Source organism: Streptococcus oralis, assembly GCF_001983955.1.
GTDB lineage: Bacteria > Bacillota > Bacilli > Lactobacillales > Streptococcaceae > Streptococcus > Streptococcus jiangnanensis.
Genome location: NZ_CP019562.1, coordinates 111,330 through 130,772, shown reverse-complemented (window position 1 = coordinate 130,772; position 19,443 = coordinate 111,330). Strand labels below are relative to the sequence as shown.

Annotated in this window: 18 protein-coding genes and 1 pseudogene; 9 read left to right on the top strand and 10 right to left on the bottom strand. The window is 41.3% G+C overall.

Annotation, left to right across the window (positions count from 1 at the left end):
• Window positions 1-270 precede the first annotated feature (270 nt).
• From argH to BWR56_RS00605, 6 genes and pseudogenes are all read right to left on the bottom strand, one after another.
• Window positions 271-1,662 carry an argininosuccinate lyase gene (argH, locus tag BWR56_RS00630; RefSeq protein WP_000042247.1) on the bottom strand — a complete coding sequence of 464 codons (1,392 nt, stop codon included), beginning with the start codon at window positions 1,660-1,662 and terminating at the stop codon, window positions 271-273.
• A gap of 27 nt (window positions 1,663-1,689) precedes the next feature.
• A pseudogene (locus tag BWR56_RS00625) lies at window positions 1,690-2,886 on the bottom strand (argininosuccinate synthase).
• Between the two features lie 15 nt (window positions 2,887-2,901).
• On the bottom strand, window positions 2,902-3,708 hold the full coding sequence (locus BWR56_RS00620) for an ABC transporter substrate-binding protein (protein ID WP_001045251.1): 807 nt from the start codon (window positions 3,706-3,708) through the stop codon (window positions 2,902-2,904).
• Window positions 3,709-3,936: 228 nt separating this feature from the next.
• A complete protein-coding gene (locus tag BWR56_RS00615; RefSeq protein ID WP_000593109.1) occupies window positions 3,937-4,566 on the bottom strand; it encodes an ABC transporter ATP-binding protein in 630 nt (209 codons plus the stop codon).
• Complete coding sequence (locus BWR56_RS00610) at window positions 4,563-6,671, bottom strand: bacteriocin-associated integral membrane family protein (protein ID WP_076984253.1); 2,109 nt, start codon at window positions 6,669-6,671, stop codon at window positions 4,563-4,565. Before BWR56_RS00610 ends, BWR56_RS00615 begins: the two co-directional genes overlap by 4 nt.
• A gap of 54 nt (window positions 6,672-6,725) precedes the next feature.
• Complete coding sequence (locus BWR56_RS00605; RefSeq protein ID WP_000737528.1) at window positions 6,726-7,010, bottom strand: lactococcin 972 family bacteriocin; 285 nt, start codon at window positions 7,008-7,010, stop codon at window positions 6,726-6,728.
• Window positions 7,011-7,387: 377 nt separating this feature from the next.
• Here BWR56_RS00605 and BWR56_RS00600 point away from each other — a divergent pair, with 377 nt between their 5' ends.
• Window positions 7,388-8,251 (top strand): helix-turn-helix domain-containing protein, encoded by an 864-nt coding sequence (locus BWR56_RS00600; RefSeq protein WP_001268190.1) that lies wholly within the window; start codon window positions 7,388-7,390, stop codon window positions 8,249-8,251.
• 15 nt (window positions 8,252-8,266) lie between these two features.
• Here the strand turns inward: BWR56_RS00600 and apf are convergent, their stop codons facing one another.
• Window positions 8,267-8,887, bottom strand: a complete 621-nt coding sequence (gene apf / locus BWR56_RS00595) for an aggregation-promoting factor (protein ID WP_061421502.1) — start codon at window positions 8,885-8,887, stop codon at window positions 8,267-8,269.
• Between the two features lie 241 nt (window positions 8,888-9,128).
• Between apf and sdaAB the strand changes: the two genes are divergently transcribed.
• From sdaAB to BWR56_RS00580, 3 genes are read left to right on the top strand one after another with little or no spacing between them, the layout of a single operon-like run.
• Window positions 9,129-9,800 (top strand): L-serine ammonia-lyase, iron-sulfur-dependent subunit beta, encoded by a 672-nt coding sequence (gene sdaAB / locus BWR56_RS00590; RefSeq protein ID WP_000555868.1) that lies wholly within the window; start codon window positions 9,129-9,131, stop codon window positions 9,798-9,800.
• 8 nt (window positions 9,801-9,808) lie between these two features.
• Window positions 9,809-10,681 carry an L-serine ammonia-lyase, iron-sulfur-dependent, subunit alpha gene (gene sdaAA, locus BWR56_RS00585; protein ID WP_076984252.1) on the top strand — a complete coding sequence of 291 codons (873 nt, stop codon included), beginning with the start codon at window positions 9,809-9,811 and terminating at the stop codon, window positions 10,679-10,681.
• Between the two features lie 27 nt (window positions 10,682-10,708).
• Window positions 10,709-11,338, top strand: coding sequence for an HAD-IA family hydrolase (locus BWR56_RS00580; protein ID WP_076984251.1), 630 nt, complete (start codon window positions 10,709-10,711; stop codon window positions 11,336-11,338).
• A 278-nt stretch (window positions 11,339-11,616) separates the two neighbouring features.
• On the opposite strand, the gene BWR56_RS00570 is transcribed toward BWR56_RS00580, so the two are convergent.
• From BWR56_RS00570 to BWR56_RS00560, 3 genes are all read right to left on the bottom strand, one after another.
• Complete coding sequence (locus BWR56_RS00570; protein ID WP_076984250.1) at window positions 11,617-12,039, bottom strand: DUF805 domain-containing protein; 423 nt, start codon at window positions 12,037-12,039, stop codon at window positions 11,617-11,619.
• Between the two features lie 248 nt (window positions 12,040-12,287).
• A complete protein-coding gene (locus BWR56_RS00565) occupies window positions 12,288-14,138 on the bottom strand; it encodes a nucleoside-diphosphate sugar epimerase/dehydratase (RefSeq protein WP_076984249.1) in 1,851 nt (616 codons plus the stop codon).
• Window positions 14,139-14,213: 75 nt separating this feature from the next.
• Window positions 14,214-15,044, bottom strand: coding sequence for a glycosyltransferase (locus BWR56_RS00560; protein ID WP_076984248.1), 831 nt, complete (start codon window positions 15,042-15,044; stop codon window positions 14,214-14,216).
• Window positions 15,045-15,265: 221 nt separating this feature from the next.
• Here BWR56_RS00560 and BWR56_RS00555 point away from each other — a divergent pair, with 221 nt between their 5' ends.
• The 5 genes from BWR56_RS00555 to BWR56_RS00535 all read left to right on the top strand — a co-directional run bounded on the left by BWR56_RS00555 (window position 15,266) and on the right by BWR56_RS00535 (window position 19,424).
• Window positions 15,266-16,432: a CynX/NimT family MFS transporter gene (locus tag BWR56_RS00555; RefSeq protein ID WP_076984247.1), complete on the top strand. Its 1,167-nt coding sequence runs from the start codon at window positions 15,266-15,268 to the stop codon at window positions 16,430-16,432.
• Window positions 16,433-16,567: 135 nt separating this feature from the next.
• Window positions 16,568-16,894, top strand: coding sequence for a PadR family transcriptional regulator (locus tag BWR56_RS00550; protein WP_000273860.1), 327 nt, complete (start codon window positions 16,568-16,570; stop codon window positions 16,892-16,894).
• Window positions 16,881-17,474 (top strand): DUF1700 domain-containing protein, encoded by a 594-nt coding sequence (locus BWR56_RS00545; protein ID WP_065371496.1) that lies wholly within the window; start codon window positions 16,881-16,883, stop codon window positions 17,472-17,474. Before BWR56_RS00550 ends, BWR56_RS00545 begins: the two co-directional genes overlap by 14 nt.
• Window positions 17,467-18,399 carry a DUF4097 family beta strand repeat-containing protein gene (locus tag BWR56_RS00540; protein WP_076984246.1) on the top strand — a complete coding sequence of 311 codons (933 nt, stop codon included), beginning with the start codon at window positions 17,467-17,469 and terminating at the stop codon, window positions 18,397-18,399. Before BWR56_RS00545 ends, BWR56_RS00540 begins: the two co-directional genes overlap by 8 nt.
• 62 nt (window positions 18,400-18,461) lie before the next feature.
• A complete protein-coding gene (locus tag BWR56_RS00535; RefSeq protein WP_076984245.1) occupies window positions 18,462-19,424 on the top strand; it encodes a DUF6574 domain-containing protein in 963 nt (320 codons plus the stop codon).
• The last annotated feature ends 19 nt before the right edge of the window (window positions 19,425-19,443 follow it).

The following is a 19,443-nucleotide window of genomic DNA, read 5'->3' as shown; positions in this document are numbered from 1 at the left end:
AGGCAACGAGTCGCAGGCATAACTCGAGTTCGCTCAATCAGTCTGGGAGACTGATTGAGGTTATAAATCAGACAAGCTCAGCTTGCATCTCATTGCGAGTTAACGACGTAATAAAAGATAAACGAAATGACTAGTTCACGATTGAAGGTCGTGTGTGCTTCAACGATTGAAGGTCGCTTGAGCAGTATTCATTATAACACGCTTGGTTAGAGAAGACAAGAAAGAGGCTGATAAATCATCTCAACCTCTCTTTCTTCCTTTGCAAACGAATCAATTTTCACCTTTAAGTTCTTTCTTCGCTTGTTCTATCTGGTATTTCACTTGCTCAAAGCCGGTTCCTCCTAAGGAATTCCGTCTCTGAACAGCGGTTTCTGGGCGCAAGTAGATATAAATATCCTCTTCAATCAAGGGATGGTAGACTTGCAACTCCTCCAAATCCCAATCTTGGATGTTTTTACCATGCTTGATAGAGTCTAAAACCAATTTCCCTACAATTTCATGCGCTTCTCTAAAAGGGAGGCCTTTTTCAGCCAAATAATCTGCCAGTTCGGTCGCATTCGAAAAATCATTCTCTGTGGATTGCTGCATTTTGGCCTTATTAACCTGCATGCTCGATAGCATACCTGCCAACACATCCAGAGAATTTAAAATCGTTTCTACTGTATCAAACATGCCTTCCTTGTCCTCTTGCAAATCCTTATTATAGGCCAGAGGCAAAGATTTCATGACGGTCAATAGTCCAAGCAAGTGCCCGTAAACCCGTCCTGTCTTCCCTCGAATCAATTCGGCCATATCAGGATTTTTCTTCTGCGGCATGATAGATGAACCCGTTGAAAAGCTATCAGACAAGCTAATGTACTGATACTCAAAACTGCACCAATTGATGATTTCTTCACAAAAACGGCTCATATGCATCATCAACATGCTGGCATTTGATAGAAATTCCAAGATAAAATCACGGTCACTCACTGCGTCCAAGGAATTGGTATAGGGTTGTTGGAAGCCCAATAAATCACTCGATAATTGACGATTGATTGGAAAAGTTGTCCCCGCCAAGGCAGCCGCACCCAGGGGAGATAGGTCCGTATGTTTCAAGTTAAATGCAAAGCGTTCGCTGTCCCTTTGAAACATATTGTAATAAGCCATGAGATGGTGGGCAAAACTAATCGGTTGGGCGTGTTGCAAATGGGTATAGCCTGGCATGATGGTTTCTACATGTTTTTCAGCTAAATCCAGCAAAACACTGTTCAGATTCGCCAACTTATCCAAGACATGGCCAAGCTGCTCCTTTAGATATAAGTGCATATCCGTTGCGACTTGGTCATTCCGAGAACGAGCCGTGTGTAGTTTCCCAGCCAGAGGACCGATTTTCTCTGTCAGCAACACTTCCATATTCATATGAATATCTTCATTTGCAATATCAAAATGAAGCTCTCCCGCCTCTAAATCTCGCAACGAAGCTTTCAGACCATCTTGGATCTGCTCTGCCTCTTCCAAGCTTAAAATGCCAGTCTGTCCTAGCATTTGAACATGAGCTAGGGAACCCATCAAATCAAATTTTGCCAGCTGGTGGTCAAAGGAAATACTCGCACCGAACTGTTCTACCCACTCTTCCACAGTGCCTTCAAATCGACCACCCCATAATTTTGTATTTTTCGACATATCCTGTCGTCCCTTTCTATCGCGTCACTACTCAACATTTTTCTGAACTTCTGAATAAACCTTAGTCGGAAGCCCCCAAAGCTTGATAAATCCAACAGCCGCATCTTGGTCAAAAGTATCCGCACTGGTATAAGTCGCCAAATTTTCATCGTAAAGAGAATTTGGTGATTTCCGAGCCACTACCTGGGCATTTCCCTTATAGAGTTTAACTTTTGCAGTTCCATTGACAACTTTCTGTGTCTCCTTGATATAGGCAATCAAAGCCTGAGTTGCTGGGCTAAACCACAAGGCATTATAGATGAGATTGGACAACTCATTTTCGATAATAGGTTTGAAATGAGCCACTTCTCTCACAAGAGTCAAGTCTTCAATCTCCTTATGAGCTGCCAATAAGGTCACAGCACCTGGGCACTCATAAATCTCTCTTGACTTAATACCGACTAGACGATTTTCCACATGGTCAATACGACCGACACCGTGTTTACCCGCAATTTCATTTAGCTTTTGAATCAAAGCCGCCACTTTCATCTTCTCACCATTGAGGGAGATGGGCACCCCGCAGCTAAACTCAATGTCAATAAATTCTGGACTGTCTGGTGCCTCTTCTGGAGAAGATGTGATTCCAAATGCTTCTTCTGGTGCTTAGTTCCAAGGGTTTTCCAAAACACCACATTCATTTGCACGTCCCCAAAGATTTTGATCGACAGAGTAAGGATTGTCAAGGTCAGCAGGAACTGGGACGCCGTTTTCTTTGGCATATTGGATTTCTTCTTCACGAGACCATTTCCACTCACGAACAGGCGCAACTACCTTTAAATTGGGATCCAAAGCTCCAATAGAGACTTCAAACCGAACTTGGTCGTTTCCCTTGCCTGTACAACCATGGGCAATTGTGGTTGCCCCCGTCTGATGAGCTATTTCAACGAGCTTTTTTGAAATAAGAGGGCGACTCAGAGCAGATACCAAGGGATACTTCTGTTCGTAGTAAGCATGTGCCTGAAGAGCCACTAAAACATAGTCATTAGCAAATTCTTCCTTAACATCAATGACATAAGACTCTACAGCCCCAACCTTGAGAGCTTTATCATGGATGAACTCCAAATCTTTTCCTTCACCCACATCCATACAAACAGCGATTACATCATAGTCTTTTTTTAACCATGTAATAGCAACCGATGTATCCAATCCACCTGAATAGGCTAAAATGACTTTTTCCTTACTCATTTCTCTTCCTTCTTTCTATTTTTCGATAGAGACTTTAAAAGCATCGTCAATCAATTTGTCCAACTCCCCAGAATCCTTCAACTTCTGGATGGTTTTGTCAACCGCCTCTTTTAATTCTTTACTGTCTTTTTTCATCGCAACAGCGTAGGAATCTTCTTTGTCATTGTCAAAATCAAACTCAGCGATGGCTAGGTCTGGGTTATTCTCTACAAAACCTTTCGCCACTGGCTCCTCAAAGATAACCGCATCCAGTTGCCCTGATTTCAAATCTGTTATCAAATTTCCATTTTTAGGAAGTGAAACGAGAGAAGAATCCTGCAAGGTTTCTTTAGCCAGAGTTTCCTGGATAGAACCTTTCTGCGCTCCAACCTTTTTCTGAGCCAAATCCTTGACTGATTGGTAATTCGTTAATTCAGATTTTCTTACGATAACCTTATTTTTCGAAGTGTAGTAGGGAATTGAAAAATCGTAAACTTGACTTCTCTCCTCCGTCTTAGAAACTCCTGATATGGCAAGATCGGCCTTGCCCGAATCAAGACTAGCCAGTACATTGTCAAAACTCATTGGAGAGAATTCCACTTCCACACCTAGTTCCTTTGCGATGGCTTTAGCTAGCTCAACATCTGAACCTACAATCTGATTTTTCCCATCAACCAATTTCTGGTATTCAAATGGAGCAAACTCTGGATTTAGGGCCACCACCAATTTTCCTTTAGCCTTAATGGCTTCAACACCTTGGGATTGAGTGTTACTACAAGCAAATAATAAGGGAAACATAAGCAAACCAAACATCGTCATCAACACCTTCTTCACTTTATTCATAGAAGAGCCTCCTTTTATTTTTATACTTTATTATTGTATAAATAATACTCTTCTCATTTTCGTTTGTCAAGAAAAAACTGTATTTTATTTCATTTAAATCAAGAAAAAGCTTATTATATGATATATTTTTACATATAATAAGCTTATTTATACTATTTGAGTTTTTAAAAATACAATTGTCCAATTACAGGTAAGATGAAGAGATCAACGAACTCTCCACATTCTCTTTCACAATTCAATGACTCGATGGCATTGTTGAGCTACATAGGCATCGTGGGTAACGATAATGACCGTTTTCCCTTCCTTGTTCATATCTAAGAGAAAGTTTAAAACCAAATCTCGATTTTCAGGGTCTAGAGAGCCGGTTGGTTCATCTGCTAACAGGAGCTGACTCGGTTTTAAAATGGCTCTAGCAACTGCGATTCGTTGCTGTTCCCCTCCAGATAACTCTGAAACCTTCTGATGTAGGGTTGATGACAATCCCACTCTCTCTAAAATTTCTTCTATCTTTTTGACTTTGTCCTTCTTGGATAATTTTACATACTTTAGAGCGAGCATGAGATTATACTCTACTGTTTCATTATCAATCAGAGCAAAGTTTTGAAACAGATAGGAGATATGTTCGCGGATAATCGCTTGCGACTTAACAGAATTGACAGGTACATTTTGCTGACCGAAAATTTCATAATGTCCACTGTAATCGCCATCTATCAAACCCAAGAGATTTAACAAGGTTGACTTGCCACTGCCACTTTTTCCAACAATGGCAACTAAATCTCCTTGGTTAATTTTTAGAGATAAGTTCTCCAAAATAACTTTTTCCCCAATGGTTTTCGTAACATTTTCCAACTTTATCATAAGTGATCCCCTTTCAATAACTGCACTACATTTCGTTTTTCCATCTTAGAACCCAAGAAAAGCACAAACAGGATATCTAAGCCTGTAAATCCTGCAAAAAGTAGGAGCGGGAAAAGTGCCTGTGTAAAGAATAGCAGGGCTACAAAAGGAAGGCTATAGACAGCTAATAGAAGACCCAGCAAGGAACGATACCGATCTATCAATTTCCACCCCATAAACTTCTTGGTAATAATATCTGTTCGCTTCAATAAGAAAGTTGTTACTAGTAAGAAGTAGGAAATCATCATACTAAGAAGACCAACCAAAGCAAAGAGTATGTTGAAATTCCGAACAGCATCTCGATAAGAATCTACTTTCTCTTGTTGAATGGCTTGAATAGATGAAAATTTTAAATAATTCCCATCTGATAATTTCTCAACTAACGCTGTCACCTCTTTTTGATGTTGAGCTGTATTTTCGATTTTAATGGGATTATTTAAACCTGTTGTTGACAGGGAAGCTTTTTCATCCCACATCATATCAGAATCATTGACCAAGCTAATAATTGGATTGTAGAGATTTTCCTTTCGCTTCTCGTTATAAGGGAAAAATGACCAATCTCCTTCATAATAGGCAATCTCGACATCCACCTCCTCTATCCTTCGTTTTTGCTGCTCTTCATACTTCATTGATTGATAGGTAATCAACTTCCCCAAGAGCTGGTTTTTCTCTTCTTCACCTTTCGTACTTGCTGGCATCAAAATAACTTTTTTAGTGCCGGTATCGGGTAACTTGAATCCCTTGCTCTTTAGAAAATTGCGATTAGCATAGTACACATCCACCGTATCTGTTAACTGATATTGCTGAATCTGTTCTGATTTGACAAAATTTTTTACAGGAAGACTGCTACTTTGCACATAGCCCGCCTGCGTTTTTTCTACCAAATCCAGATAAAATCGATAGAAATAATCCACTGCTTGCCCTGAGCCTGCCAACTGCTCTTGCCACAGGTTATCATTGAGTTGGAAAGTTTCTAAGGTCAGATAATTTCCTTGACTGATCCACTGTTTCTGGTAATCCAACTCTTTGTTTTCTTGCTCCAAACTTTTCCCCACCCCAACTAGCAAGACTGTCAGTAAAATGGTGGTTCCAATTTTCATCAAATAATTAAAGAGTAAACCAAATTTGAAAGATGAAAAACCTTTCAGCAGAGAGCTGATTGTCATTTTTTGGATTAAGAGATAAGTCAACCAACTGATAAAGAGATAAAGCTGCAAAAGCAAAAAATGAGACAACCACAGCATAGGGAACAAATCTTTCGGCTTATAATCAAGCAAGAAACACACTCCTAGATTGATCACAAGCGCCCCACCTAGGAGGAGGTAGAGGTTGCCTTTCACAACATCAGCTAAAACAGCCCGATCTTGAAAACCAAGTAATTTTTGTACCCCAACTCTTTTCATCTCCATCATCGGCTGATACACTGTTACTAAGACAAGAAGCAAAATAGCCAAGACAAAAATAATAGCAGATAAGAGCAAATCTCGATTTAAGACTTCCACTGCACTTTTATAGTTTGGCTCTAGCAAGGTAGCCTGGTCAGTCTTGAAAAAATCACTCCACTTCTGTAAAATCTGATCTCTATCCATCTCTTGAGCCGAACTAATCGTGTAGCGACCATTTAAACTACGAGATGTATCCTTGATGTAGGCTTGAAAAGTCATAAGCTGAATAGGCTTGGCTTTTAGAAAGGTCGGAATCGTACCAAGTTTATTGGAAATTTCTTTATTACTGTAGACTCCTTCACCATCTGTGGTAAAACCAAGGGAAGAAATCCCAAACTCTTGGTAGGGGAAGGTATCTTTATCAAAAACACCAGACTTGATCACCTCATCACCACTGTCTGTTTTGATGATGGAGACTTTGTACTCCTTTGATACATCCTCAAAAAATCGAAGAACAGATTCTGCAGGTTCATTGACATCTTTCAAGTATACATCCAAAGAACTCGCTGTCTTTCCCATTTCCTGAATCCGAACCACTTCTCGTGTGTAGTTTACATTAAAAACAAAAAAAGTAGTACAGAGAAGCAGGAGTAACATACAGAAATTACTGATTTTTTTCATAAAGATACCTCCAATAAAGTTCTCCCTCTCCTAACAGGAGAGGGAAAATTTCACTTAAAATCCATAGAAATATTCTAATCCTGTTGGCGGAATTTTAGTAAGGGAAGCTTGAGCCCAAACCCCGGGAGTTTCACGATCCCTAGAGATTCTACCTCCATGTCGGACAGTTGCTGTATGAGAGCGAGTAGAATGTAAATAATCAGAATATCCAAAAGTTCCTGTCCAACCTACTCCATAGTTCCATTGACCACCACCTACCCATACTGCCAAAACATTTGTAGTAGCAAGCAAACCACATGCCATTACGGTTGCTACACCAATTTTTACTAATTTTTTCATGATATTTTCCTCACATCTTATATCTTGAACTGTTTCACAGAAACAGATGAATTGATTCATTTGTAAACATCGAAGTCCATTGGACTCACCTTCCTTTCTTTTACTTAATCAAAATTTTATAAGAGCCATCCCCAAGGGAAGAAAATAGCCAGCCATAATATAAATAACAACAGATGATATACTTTTTTATACATTTGGTACCCCCTTAGTACTTCATCATCTTGATTATAAAATACAATATACCTTGTCGTAAAATTTGTTAACCTTTTTCACAAATTTATTTTAGATTTCTTTTTTACTTTTTATATTACTATGATACAATATTTTTAATCAGTTTCAATTTATTGTTAACTTTTTTCACAAATAAGGAGGGAATCATGCGCTACGATTTTGGAAATGTTTATAAAGAAATCCGTGAGTCAAAAGGATTGACTCAAGAAGAGGTCTGTGGGGGTGTTCTCTCAAGAACCAGCCTATCAAAAATAGAAAGTGGCAAGACAACTCCAAAATATGAGAATATGGAATTTCTTCTCCAGCAAATTAATATGAGTTTTGAAGAGTTTGAATATATTTGCCATCTCTACCACCCAAGTGAACGATCAACTATCATGCAGACTTTTCTAAAAATGGCTTCTATTAGTGGTACGAGCGACTTAAGTAAATTACTCAAAAAATGCCAACATTATCTAAAAACACATCATGATTTTCCCATCCAGCAGTTGCAAGATATGCTCGAAATCGTTATCTACATCCGTGAAAATGGGATAGAAAAATTGTCAAGTAAGGTTGACAACATTGTAAACAGATTATGGGATAAGATTGAGAAACAAGATACTTGGTATGAGAGTGACCTCAAAGTCCTTAATACCATTCTCTTTGCTTTTCCTATGGAGTATATTCATCAGATTACCGAAAAAATTCTCGAACGACTAGAGGTTTATAAACACTATAGTCCTGTCTTTCAGCTTCGTATGATGTTGCTTCTGAATCTCTCAACTCTTTATCTTTACAATGGTGATAAGTTGCTTTGCAAACAGCTTTGCTACACTCTCTTAGAGGAGGCAAAAGCAAGCAAACAGTACGATACACTTGCGTTTTCCTATATTCGTATCGGCATTTGTGCTAATGATGCTCAGTTGATACAGAATGGACTCTCCTTAGCTAAACTAGTAGAAGATGAACACTTACTAACAGAGCTAGAGCGAGAAGTTAACATCTTTGTAAACAAAAAAGAGCCCTAAAGGACTCTTGTATTCTTAATACCAACCGTTGTTAAGCCAGAAGTTCTTGGCAGCTGTCCATGAACCGTAACGTCCTGCAACGTAGGCATCTGCAACACGTTCTTGGTTTTCAGCTGAGTAGTCACCGTTCAAGTATGAATCTGTCAATTGGTAACGTCCGATGTAACGTCCGTTTGTAGCTGTGTAGCTACCACCTGATTCTTTTTGAGCGATCCATTCTTTGGCTTCTGCTTCAGAACCGCTTACAGTAGAAGCTGATGCAGTGTTGCTTTCTGCTGCTGGAGCTGCTGGTGCAGCTGGTGCTTCATAAGTTGTTGTTGCTGGAGCTTCTTCAACTGTTTCTGTAGCTACTGGAGCTGTTTCTTCCGTTGTTGCTGCTGGAGCTGCAGTAGAAGCTGTTCCTTCAATAACCAAAACTTGGTCAACATAGATAAGATGAATATCTTTGATGTTGTTTTTTGCCGCCAATTTTTCAACAGTTGTGTTGTACTTCTCAGCGATTTCTGAAAGAGTATCACCTGATTTAACTGTGTAAGTTACAGTTTCTTGGGCAGATGCAAGTGATGGAGCAAAGAAAGCAAGCAAAGCTGCTACTCCTGCGATAGTTGTTTTAATTTTTTTAGTTGTTAATGACATATCTAAAAATTCTCCTTTTTATCTATGATACTATTCTACTCCTCGAATGTTACCGTTGTTTAACGGTTTTATGTAGAAATATTACAAAAATGTTTTATATTTACCGTTTTATGGAGGTTTTTGTCACAAAAGACCTTATTTTATACTATCTTTAATCATTTTAAGCTTTTGATAAGGGAAATAAGCGCAGAGGTCCATTCTTTGATATAATAGATATAAGAATCTTTGTAAGGGGAAACAGATGCACTCACTTCGTTTTCAATCTGTCTTTGATATTATCGGACCAGTTATGATTGGCCCATCAAGTAGCCATACTGCTGGTGCTGTTCGTATTGGGAAAATCGTCTCTTCCATCTTTGATGATACGCCGACAGAAGTCGAATTCCAATTATTTAATTCATTTGCCAAAACCTACCGTGGTCATGGAACCGACCTTGCTCTCGTCGCTGGTATATTAGGTATGGATACGGACGATCCCGACATTCCAAATAGCCTAGAGATTGCCCATAAACGCGGTATCAAGATTGTCTGGACCATTCAGAAGGACAGCAATGCCCCTCATCCTAATACCACTAAAATTACTGTGAAGAATGAACACAAGTCCATCAGTGTGACAGGAATTTCCATCGGTGGAGGAAATATCCAGGTTACGGAACTTAACGGCTTTGCTGTCTCTCTCAACATGAACACACCAACCATTATCATCGTGCATCAGGATGTTCCAGGTATGATTGCTCATGTTACTGAAGCCCTCTCTCGTTTCGATATCAACATCGCTCAGATGAATGTGACTCGAGAAAAAGCTGGAGAAAAAGCCATCATGATTATCGAAGTCGATAGTCGAAGTTGCGAAGAGGCGATTGAAGAAATCCGAAAAATCCCTCATCTCCACAATGTCAATTTCTTTAAGTAGGAGGAAACATGTTTTATTCTATCAAAGAATTGGTCGAGCAAGCAGATCTAGACTTCCAAGGAAATGTCGCAGAACTCATGATTGCGACAGAATATCAACTAACCGGTCGGGAACGCCCAGAAGTTCTCCTCCTCATGGAACGCAATCTAGAAGTCATGAAAGCCTCTGTCGAGCTCGGCCTCAGTGAAAATAAATCCCGTAGTGGCTTAACGGGTGGAGACGCGGCCAAACTAGACCGTCATCTCAAAAGTGGCAAGGCCTTGTCGGACTTTACCATCCTATCAGCAGCCCGTAATGCCATCGCGGTCAATGAACACAATGCGAAGATGGGCTTGGTCTGCGCCACCCCAACCGCAGGAAGTGCCGGCTGTCTGCCAGCCGTTCTCACTGCTGCTATCCAAAAATTAGACCTTACCCACGAAGAACAGCTAGATTTCCTCTTTGCTGCGGGTGCCTTTGGACTAGTTATCGCAAACAATGCCTCTATCTCAGGTGCTGAAGGTGGCTGTCAGGCCGAAGTCGGCTCTGCCTCTGCCATGAGTGCCGCAGCCTTGACCTTGGCTGCAGGTGGAAGCCCCTATCAGGCTAGCCAAGCCATTGCCTTTGTCATTAAAAATATGCTGGGCCTCATCTGTGACCCTGTTGCCGGTTTGGTTGAAGTTCCGTGTGTCAAACGAAATGCCATGGGAGCTAGCTTTGCCTTTATCGCAGCAGACATGGCCTTGGCAGGTATCGAGTCTAAGATCCCTGTTGACGAAGTCATCGATGCTATGTACCAAGTCGGATCAAGTCTTCCAACTGCCTTTCGTGAAACGGCCGAGGGTGGACTCGCCGCTACACCTACTGGTCGCCGCCTACAAAAAGAAATCTTCGGAGAATAAGCTTATCTATATCTATTAGGAGAAACTATGCCCTCTATCTCAGCAATCTTTTTTGATCTAGACGGAACCCTGGTTGACAGTTCCATCGGGATCCACAATGCCTTTACCCATACCTTTAAAGAGCTAGGAGTTCCAAGCCCTGATGCCAAAACCATTCGTGGTTTTATGGGACCGCCCCTTGAAAGTAGTTTTGCAACATGTCTTCCCAAGGAGCAAATCTCAGAAGCTGTGCAAATCTACCGCTCTTACTACAAGGAAAGAGGGATCCACGAAGCAGAGCTTTTCCCCCGAATAACGGAATTGCTTCAAGAACTTTCACAAAACTACCCTCTCTATATCACTACAACAAAGAATACTCCTACTGCTCATGATATGACTAAAAATCTGGGAATCCATCATTTCTTTGAGGGCATTTACGGTTCTAGTCCTGAAACGCCACACAAGGCGGATGTCATCCGTTACGCCTTGCAAACACATCAACTCCCTGCAGACCAAGTCCTCATCATTGGGGATACCAAGTTTGACATGATCGGAGCCCAAGAAACTGGCATTAAAAAGTTCGCTGTTACTTGGGGATTTGGAGAAGAGGCTGATTTGCTCAGCTATCAACCTGACTGGATTGCCCATACCATTGATGATATCATTAGCCAGCTCTAACCATACAAAAATACTCCTAACACTAGTAAACTAGGTTGAGGAGTATTTTTTTATATCTTGTTACTATCAGAAGGAATCAACTCCATGCTTAAGCAGTAATTTGATCCTGTTCTTCAGTATCTGTATCTTCATCCTTCTTACTTGGCCAAGCAAGCATCACAATAAGAGCAATCGCTCCAACGATAGGAACCAAATCAATGAAGATAAAGGCTCAGTGGAAACCAGCATCCCGTAAGCTGCGAAGCGACTCAGACGTTTTTAAATAGAGTAGAAATATCTTAATATTTTCGTACCATTTCTTCAAACCGAGAGTCTTCCGTATTCTCTTTATCTTTTTCACTATTCTCTATCACTTTTTCTCCAAATCGTTGACTTGGCATAGCGAGCATAACGAGCAGTGTTATTGCACCCAAAGGAACAAATACAATAAAAATATAGGCCCAATGGATACCCACATCTCGTAAGCGACGTACTATCAGTGCTAGTAGAGGAACAAACTCTACTATAAACAAAATAATACACATACTGAAGACCGCAATATTCCTGATGGCTTTATCAGATTCTACTCCAGTAAAAAGTGAGTAGTAGGCGGGCAAGAAAATCACCATATTTAGTAGCCAAATCCACCAAAATTCTGGACGTGTGGAACGACCAGAAAAATTTGCATAGCCTTTGAAAAAACTCCTAATAGCACTCAGCATACAAAAATCTCCTTTTGATTTTAATATTTATTTCGCAAAATTATATTACTAGCTAAAAATAGAGGTAGTTTTTAGATTGTCTGAAATCATTCTCCTGATAGATCACATAACATCGTACCTTGAATAGTTGCGCTTATTAAACCTTTGAAAGAGACGATGTTCTCTACTCTCTATTTATAAAAACCAGCTTTCTGATTCCCTCAGAAAACTGGCGATAGTTGTTTCATTATGAAGGTAGATGGACACTCTTACTCAGCATGAGTTGTCTCATTTGCAAAGGAAATGATGGCTTCTTTGAGCTCATCTCCACTGAGTGAACGGAACTCTTCAATCTTTTGATCAATAGCTTCTAGCGGCATGACATTTACCTTACCAACGAAAATTTTGTCCATGACTTGGTTATCAACCAACTCGGTCGAAACTAAGAGTTCTTCATAGAGTTTTTCACCTGGTCGGATACCGACCTCAACGATTGGAATTTCACTTTCCGTGTGCCCACTTAGAAGGACCATTTTCTTAGCCAAGTCATAGATCTTAACTGGTTTGCCCATATCGAGGATAAAGACTTCTCCGTCCTTAGCATAAGCGCCAGCATGGATTACTAAACGGCTAGCCTCTGGAATGGTCATGAAGTAACGTGTCATACGGAAGTCTGTCACCGTTACAGGACCGCCTTCAGCAATCTGATGTTCAAAGACAGGAATCACGCTACCACGACTACCGAGAACATTCCCAAAACGAACTGCACAGTAGGTTGATTTACTACGTTGGTTAAAGCCAGTGACAATCAATTCTGCCACGCGCTTAGTCGCACCCATAACATTCGGTGGATTGACCGCCTTGTCAGTCGAAATCATGACCATCTTAGGTACTTTGGCTTCATCAACAGCCTTGGCAACATTGTAGGTACCGAGGATATTGTTCTTGAAGGCTTCTTTTGGATTGCGCTCCATCATCGGAACGTGTTTGTGGGCTGCAGCATGGTAAACGATAGCTGGTTTGTACTGCTCAAACACCTGCAAGAGACGGTCATAGTCCTGAATATCTGCAATAACAGGAACATAATCAATCCCTTGGAATGTACGGATCAATTCATGATAAACGAGATAGATTGAGTTTTCACCATGTCCAAGTAAGACAATACGCTCGGGATTAAAGCGACTAACCTGGCGACAAATCTCCGAACCAATCGAACCACCAGCCCCTGTCACCAAGATAGTCTTTCCAGTAATTTCTGTACCCAGACGCGATTCGTCAAGACGAATTTCCTGACGGCCCAAAAGGTCTGTGATATCAATTTTCTGGAAACCACTACCTGGTTGATGGAGTCCTTGAACGACTGTCTCAACCTTAGGCATCTTGTAACATTTGACGCCTAGCTTATTACACATCTGTAAGATGCGTTCGTACTCTGATGGGTCAAGCGAAGGGATCGCTACGATAACACGCTCGATTTGGTGACGTTTAGCCAATTCAGGTAGATTATCATAAGAGCCCAGAACTGGGATCCCACCTAGTTTTTGTCCCTTTTTCTTTTCATCGTTATCCAAAATCCCCACTAGCTCAAGGTCGCTAGTTGGATGTTGGTAGCTGTTCATAAAGAGGGCGCCACCATCACCAGCACCAATCAAGAAGGTACGGCGATGCTCTCCATCTCCACTACCTTTTTTACGTTTAGAATAAATCAACTGCCAAGTGATACGAGGAAGCAAGATGAGGAAGGTACTCAACAAAATGAAGAGTACGATGAAACGGATAGAAAACAATGGAAGAAAGGCATAGCAGATCCCATAAGAAAGAACACTGCTGAGCATCACTCCGAAAAAGATTTTCATGAAATCCGTAATCTTGCTATAACGACTAATACTAGCATTTAGCCCCCAAAACGCAATCATGATTTGATAGAGGAGGAAGGCTAAAAGAGTGTAGATTACATAATCCACAGGCGCAGGATTTATAAGGCCATAAAACAAGATATAAGATACGATGATAGAAACCACCATACTCAGAATATCGAATATCCCCCAAAACACTTGTTTTTGCTGTTTATTTAAAATTTCAACCAGATCAATCACATAATCTGTTAGTTTTTTATTCATAGGAATTTACTCCCCCTTAAAAGAGTCAGATGATACTGTTGTTATGATAGCCTAAATCATTCAGTCTATCGGGGCTTACTTTCTCTTTCTTAAAAGTTTGACGAAGATAAACTGACGTACAAAGCCTGGACAAAGTGCAACAATTGCCTGAATGGCTACACTTTTAGCATATTCCATGTAAGAAATTTGCCCTCGCTCAAGCATCCTTTGGCGAGCCTGACGATAGAGTTTAAGGTAACGCAAGCCACCTCGACGCTCAAACATCCCTGCACCGACACGAACCTTACACAAGATTTGATCTAGGTTCCCAGTCTTGGCACCTGCAGCAATCATATTGAGCCAAAGGAGGTCATCCTCCATGTAAAGGCCATCTTCATAGTTGCCCGCTTTGAGGATCATGTCCTTTTTGAACATCACGGTCATATGGTTAAAGGCGCTTCTCATTCTCTGATAAGCCACAATGTCTGCATGCTGAGTTGGAACACGACGATAAGACACAATCTCATCTGGATTGTCAATGAACTCTGCGATATGTCCGCCTAAGAGATCGAGATCTTCTTTCTCCATTAGCTGAAGCTGTTTCTCAAAACGATCCGGAACGGCTAAATCATCCGTATCCATGCGGGCAATAATGTCATACTGGCACTGTAAAACACCGTATCGAAGAGCCAAGCCTAAACCTTGGTTTTGTTCTAAGGGGCACCGTTTCACTGGAATGTCTGACTGAGCTTCCACTTCATCTAGCACCTGATAGAGTTCGGGTGTGAGCGGCCCGTCCTCAACAAGAACAAGTTCGCTCGGTTTCAAGGTCTGGTTTTGAACACTTTTGATAGCATCTCTTAAAAACGTCGGATTTTCCTTTACATAGACCGACATCAAGACGCTGATTTTTTGCTTTTCAGGCACAGTTTTTCTCCAATGTATAGATTTCCTTCCACTATTTTATCACAAATTCTCCTAGTTTCCTATTTTTATATCAAATCAAGGAAAATTCTAGTAAAGAAATCTGTCTCTTTTCACTTTATTTTCACTTCCATTGATTGAACTGTCTTGGCTGTCATTACTTGACATTATAAGGAAAAAACCTTAAAATAAGCTGTTATTAAAATCATCCTATCGAGGTTTTTATGAAAAAACAATCACTCTTTTTTGTTCTAGGAATTGTCTTAATCGGGACTGTTTTACGCTCTCCTTTTACTGCTCTTCCAACCATTTTAGGAGATATCGCTCAGGGACTAGGAGTGGAGGTTAGCTCTCTTGGGATTTTAACCAGTCTCCCTCTCTTGATGTTTGCTCTTTTCTCTGCTTTTGCAAGCCGCTTGGCACAAAAAATCGGACTAGAACATCTCTTTACTTACTGTCTCCTCCTCTTAACTGTTGGCTCTGTCATTCGGATTCTCAATCTTCCCCTTCTCTATCTAGGAACCCTAATTGTCGGAGCGAGCATTGCGATCTTCAATGTACTCCTCCCAAGTATGATCCAGGCAAATCAGCCTCAAAAGATTAGTTTCCTAACAACGCTCTATGTCACTGCCATGGGAATTTCGACAGCCATCGCTTCTTATCTTTCGGTCCCTATCACCCAAGCTAGTTCTTGGAAGGGACTCATCCTCGTTCTCAGCTTTCTCTGTCTGGTCACTCTGCTAGTCTGGTTACCAAATCATCACCACAACCACCACCTAGAAAGCCAAAAAGAAAAGCAAGTCAAAGAGAATATTCTAAAAAGTAAAGATGTCTGGGCTATCATTATCTTTGGCGGGCTTCAGTCATTGCTCTTTTATACAAGTATGACCTGGTTGCCAACTATGGCTGTTAGTGCTGGTATTTCTAATAGTGATGCGGCTCTCCTTGCTTCTATTTTCTCACTGATCAGCATTCCTTTTTCCATGACCATCCCAAGTCTAACAACTCGTTTGTCAGATGGTCACCGTCGAATCATGCTGGCAATTATCTCTATCGCTGGTATGACAGGAATTGCCATGCTCTTGTATCCAAGCGACAACTTCCTCTACTGGCTAGTCGCTCACCTCTTGATTGGGACAGCATGTAGCGCCCTCTTTCCTTATCTCATGGTTTGTTTCTCGCTTAAGACCAGCTCGCCTGAAAAGACTGCGCAACTATCAGGTCTGGCGCAAACAGGGGGTTACATCTTAGCGGCCTTTGGTCCTACCTTGTTTGGTTACAGCTTTGACCTTTTCCAATCTTGGGTTCCAGCTGTCCTTGCCCTTCTAGCCGTTGATATCATCATGACCATCTCACTCTTTATGGTCGATCGGGCGGATAAAATCCTCTAAACTTCTAGTTTTTACTAGAAGTTTTTTATATATAAAATTTTTACACATATTTCTTGACAGGGCTTTCAACTTGAGATACAATATATTTGAAAAGAGTATATATAAAATTTTTATATAATATAAAGGAGGTTTCCCATGTACTTCCCAACATCCTCTGCCTTGATCGAATTTCTCATCTTGGCTGTACTGGAGCAGGGGGATTCTTATGGTTATGAGATTAGCCAAACCATTAAACTCATCGCCAATATCAAAGAATCTACGCTCTACCCCATTCTCAAAAAATTGGAAGCCAGTGGCTTTCTGACCACCTACTCTAGAGAGTTTCAGGGGCGTATGCGCAAATACTACTCCTTGACCAATCGGGGCGTAGAGCAGCTCGTTACTCTAAAGGAAGAGTGGACGCTCTATACCGACACCGTCAACGGCATTATAGAAGGGAGTATCCGCCATGACAAGAACTGACTATCTGACTCAGTTAGAAACCTATCTCAATAAACTGCCTGAAGCTGACCGCATCGAAGCCATGGACTACTTTAAGGAACTATTTGACGATGCAGGTTCAGAGGGCGAAGAGGAACTCATCGCCAGTCTAGGAACACCAAAAGAAGCAGCTCATGATATCCTCTCTGATCTTCTCGATAAAAAAGTCAATGAGGCACCTGCTCAAAAGAATGATCGCCAACTGCTACACATTGCCCTCCTGGCCCTGCTAGTAGCTCCTATCGGAATTCCGGTCGGGATCGGCATCCTCATGGCCATCATCGGTATTTTTATCGCGGCTGTCTCCGTCATTCTAGCCTTTTTCACTGTTTCGGTGACGGGTATCCTACTGGGCGGACTCTTTATCATAGAGAGCTTTAGCGTCCTAGTCGAAGCCAAATCTGCCTTTATCTTGATTTTTGGGGCCGGTTTGCTTTCTATCGGTGCTTCTTCTCTTGTTCTACTGGGTATCTCCTATGTAGCTCGTTTCTTTGGCCTCCTAATCGTCCGCTTGGCACAATGGATTCTTAAAAAAGGAAAGAGAGGTGATAGACATGCGTAAATTGACAAAAGGATTTCTCATCTTTGGTGTGGTTTCTACAATCCTTGGTTTTATCATGATCATTGTAGGTGCCCAGTCCAATGGTATTCAAAGTTTGCTTGCCATGTCAAAAGATCCCGTCTATGACAATCGTATCGAAGAAGTGACCTTTGGAAATGAAGTGGAAAAACTTGATTTAGCCCTTGAGGAACATAGCCTAACCATCACAGAGTCTGTAGATGACAAGATCCATATCACCTATCATCCGTCCGTGTCTGGTCGTCATGATCTGACTACTGGCATGAGTGACAAAACACTGAGCGTCACTGACAAACAAGCCTCCCAACATCGTTTTCTCGGTTCAGGAATCGAAGGCCTACTTCGTATTGCTAGCAGTTATTCTAGTCGTTTTGACGAAGTCATACTCTCCCTCCCTAAAGGAAGAAGACTACAAGCTATCACCGTCTCAGCCAATCGTGGACAAACTAATATTCGCCAAGCCAATCTTGAAAATGCGACAATCAAAACAAAAGGCTATCTCTTAAGACTAACAGAAAGTTCTATCAAAAACAGCACACTAACGACACCTCATATCATCAATATCTTTGATACTGAATTGACAGATAGCCAGGTCAAGACGGAGGAGGGGCACATCTATGCTGAAAATATCAAGATCCGCGGTAAGGTAGAGCTAGACTCTCATCACGACTTAAGACTCTTTCTTTCTAAGACAGAATTCGATCGTATCAATCTAGATCTTTCTTCTCAGCATGGTGGTATCTATTATAAACCCAAAGAAGAACATCGTGGACAAAAAGAGAATGAACTTGCCAACCCATACAAGACAGACAAAGCAGATGTCAAGGACCTGCTCATTGCAAAAGCCAACCAGGATATCTACCTACCCAAGGAAGAAGAATACTCTGCTCCACCTAGAAATCATTGACAAAAACGCTTTCATCTGCTAGTCTAAAGATAGAAAACGACCATAAAAAAGGAGGTTCCACCATGACACAAGAATGGTTTGAAAGCGCCGATCTTGAGAAGAAATCAGCTCAGATGAAATCGGAAATTCAGCCCGACCAACCAGAGACTTCGGAAACTGTGGAGACCGAACCACAAGCAAGCCAAGAAACTCCTATCTCACCTAAAGAGTCGGAAACGCATGAGGAGGAAGCTCCCGAAATGATTGAGGAAACCCAAACCGAGGAAGAGGGAGAAGGGAAAGCTGAAGAGGAACACAAGCAAGAAAACCCTACAAAAGAGAAAAGTATCCTCAGCAAGGCTTTAGAAAGCCCCTATATCCCAGATATTGACCCTCGTAAAACAGCCAGATTCAAAGAAGAAATCGCACTATTTTGGACTTGGCTGCTGGATGCTATCCAAGAACCAACTGCCAGCAAGACTACGGACCAAAAGCATCGTTACAGTGTCTTTGCCCTACTCACCTTGCTGTCTTCGATTAACCTTTTCTTTAGTATCTATCATATCAAGCACCTCTACTATGGCTATATGGCCTCTATTGCCAATAGTTTACCTAACCAGCTCCCTCCTTTAAATCTCTTTGCTGGCCTTTCTATCTTGGTCGCTAGCGCTCTATTTTACTTTTCCATCATTTTGGGAGGCTTTACTGTCCGACGTGTGCTGGATCAGGAGAGTGACTTCACATTCCAAGAAGCCTTTGATCGGTATAGCCGACTCTTTGCTATCCCGCTTGTCTTAACAGCTCTAGCAAGTTTCTTTGCACTCTTTGGTGGCTTACGATTTGCTGGCATCCTCACTCTTCTAAGCATGGCCATCTTTGCCCTTGGAAATCTCTTTGTGATTAGCAAGCCAAGTAAGACCAGTAGCCTTGATCCATTTTATCGTTTCTTGCTAGCTGTCTTACTTGATGGAGCTATTCTCTTACCCTTCTTCATTGCAGAGCTCGCGCTGACAGTTGACTACCTTCGCATCTTGACCTTCTTTTAACCAAAATCCCTGCCATTTG

What these genes read in the sequence shown, in the direction of transcription:
- BWR56_RS00565 (WP_076984249.1), bottom strand. Translation starts at nt 14,138, where the DNA reads ATGAATAAAAAACTAACAGATTATGTGATTGATCTGGTTGAAATTTTA.
- sdaAA (WP_076984252.1), top strand. Translation starts at nt 9,809, where the DNA reads ATGTTTTATTCTATCAAAGAATTGGTCGAGCAAGCAGATCTAGACTTC.
- BWR56_RS00615 (WP_000593109.1), bottom strand. Translation starts at nt 4,566, where the DNA reads ATGATAAAGTTGGAAAATGTTACGAAAACCATTGGGGAAAAAGTTATT.
- BWR56_RS00610 (WP_076984253.1), bottom strand. Translation starts at nt 6,671, where the DNA reads ATGAAAAAAATCAGTAATTTCTGTATGTTACTCCTGCTTCTCTGTACT.
- argH (WP_000042247.1), bottom strand. Translation starts at nt 1,662, where the DNA reads ATGTCGAAAAATACAAAATTATGGGGTGGTCGATTTGAAGGCACTGTG.
- BWR56_RS00570 (WP_076984250.1), bottom strand. Translation starts at nt 12,039, where the DNA reads ATGCTGAGTGCTATTAGGAGTTTTTTCAAAGGCTATGCAAATTTTTCT.
- BWR56_RS00600 (WP_001268190.1), top strand. Translation starts at nt 7,388, where the DNA reads ATGCGCTACGATTTTGGAAATGTTTATAAAGAAATCCGTGAGTCAAAA.
- BWR56_RS00555 (WP_076984247.1), top strand. Translation starts at nt 15,266, where the DNA reads ATGAAAAAACAATCACTCTTTTTTGTTCTAGGAATTGTCTTAATCGGG.
- BWR56_RS00545 (WP_065371496.1), top strand. Translation starts at nt 16,881, where the DNA reads ATGACAAGAACTGACTATCTGACTCAGTTAGAAACCTATCTCAATAAA.
- BWR56_RS00550 (WP_000273860.1), top strand. Translation starts at nt 16,568, where the DNA reads ATGTACTTCCCAACATCCTCTGCCTTGATCGAATTTCTCATCTTGGCT.
- BWR56_RS00535 (WP_076984245.1), top strand. Translation starts at nt 18,462, where the DNA reads ATGACACAAGAATGGTTTGAAAGCGCCGATCTTGAGAAGAAATCAGCT.
- BWR56_RS00605 (WP_000737528.1), bottom strand. Translation starts at nt 7,010, where the DNA reads ATGAAAAAATTAGTAAAAATTGGTGTAGCAACCGTAATGGCATGTGGT.
- BWR56_RS00580 (WP_076984251.1), top strand. Translation starts at nt 10,709, where the DNA reads ATGCCCTCTATCTCAGCAATCTTTTTTGATCTAGACGGAACCCTGGTT.
- BWR56_RS00540 (WP_076984246.1), top strand. Translation starts at nt 17,467, where the DNA reads ATGCGTAAATTGACAAAAGGATTTCTCATCTTTGGTGTGGTTTCTACA.
- apf (WP_061421502.1), bottom strand. Translation starts at nt 8,887, where the DNA reads ATGTCATTAACAACTAAAAAAATTAAAACAACTATCGCAGGAGTAGCA.
- sdaAB (WP_000555868.1), top strand. Translation starts at nt 9,129, where the DNA reads ATGCACTCACTTCGTTTTCAATCTGTCTTTGATATTATCGGACCAGTT.
- BWR56_RS00620 (WP_001045251.1), bottom strand. Translation starts at nt 3,708, where the DNA reads ATGAATAAAGTGAAGAAGGTGTTGATGACGATGTTTGGTTTGCTTATG.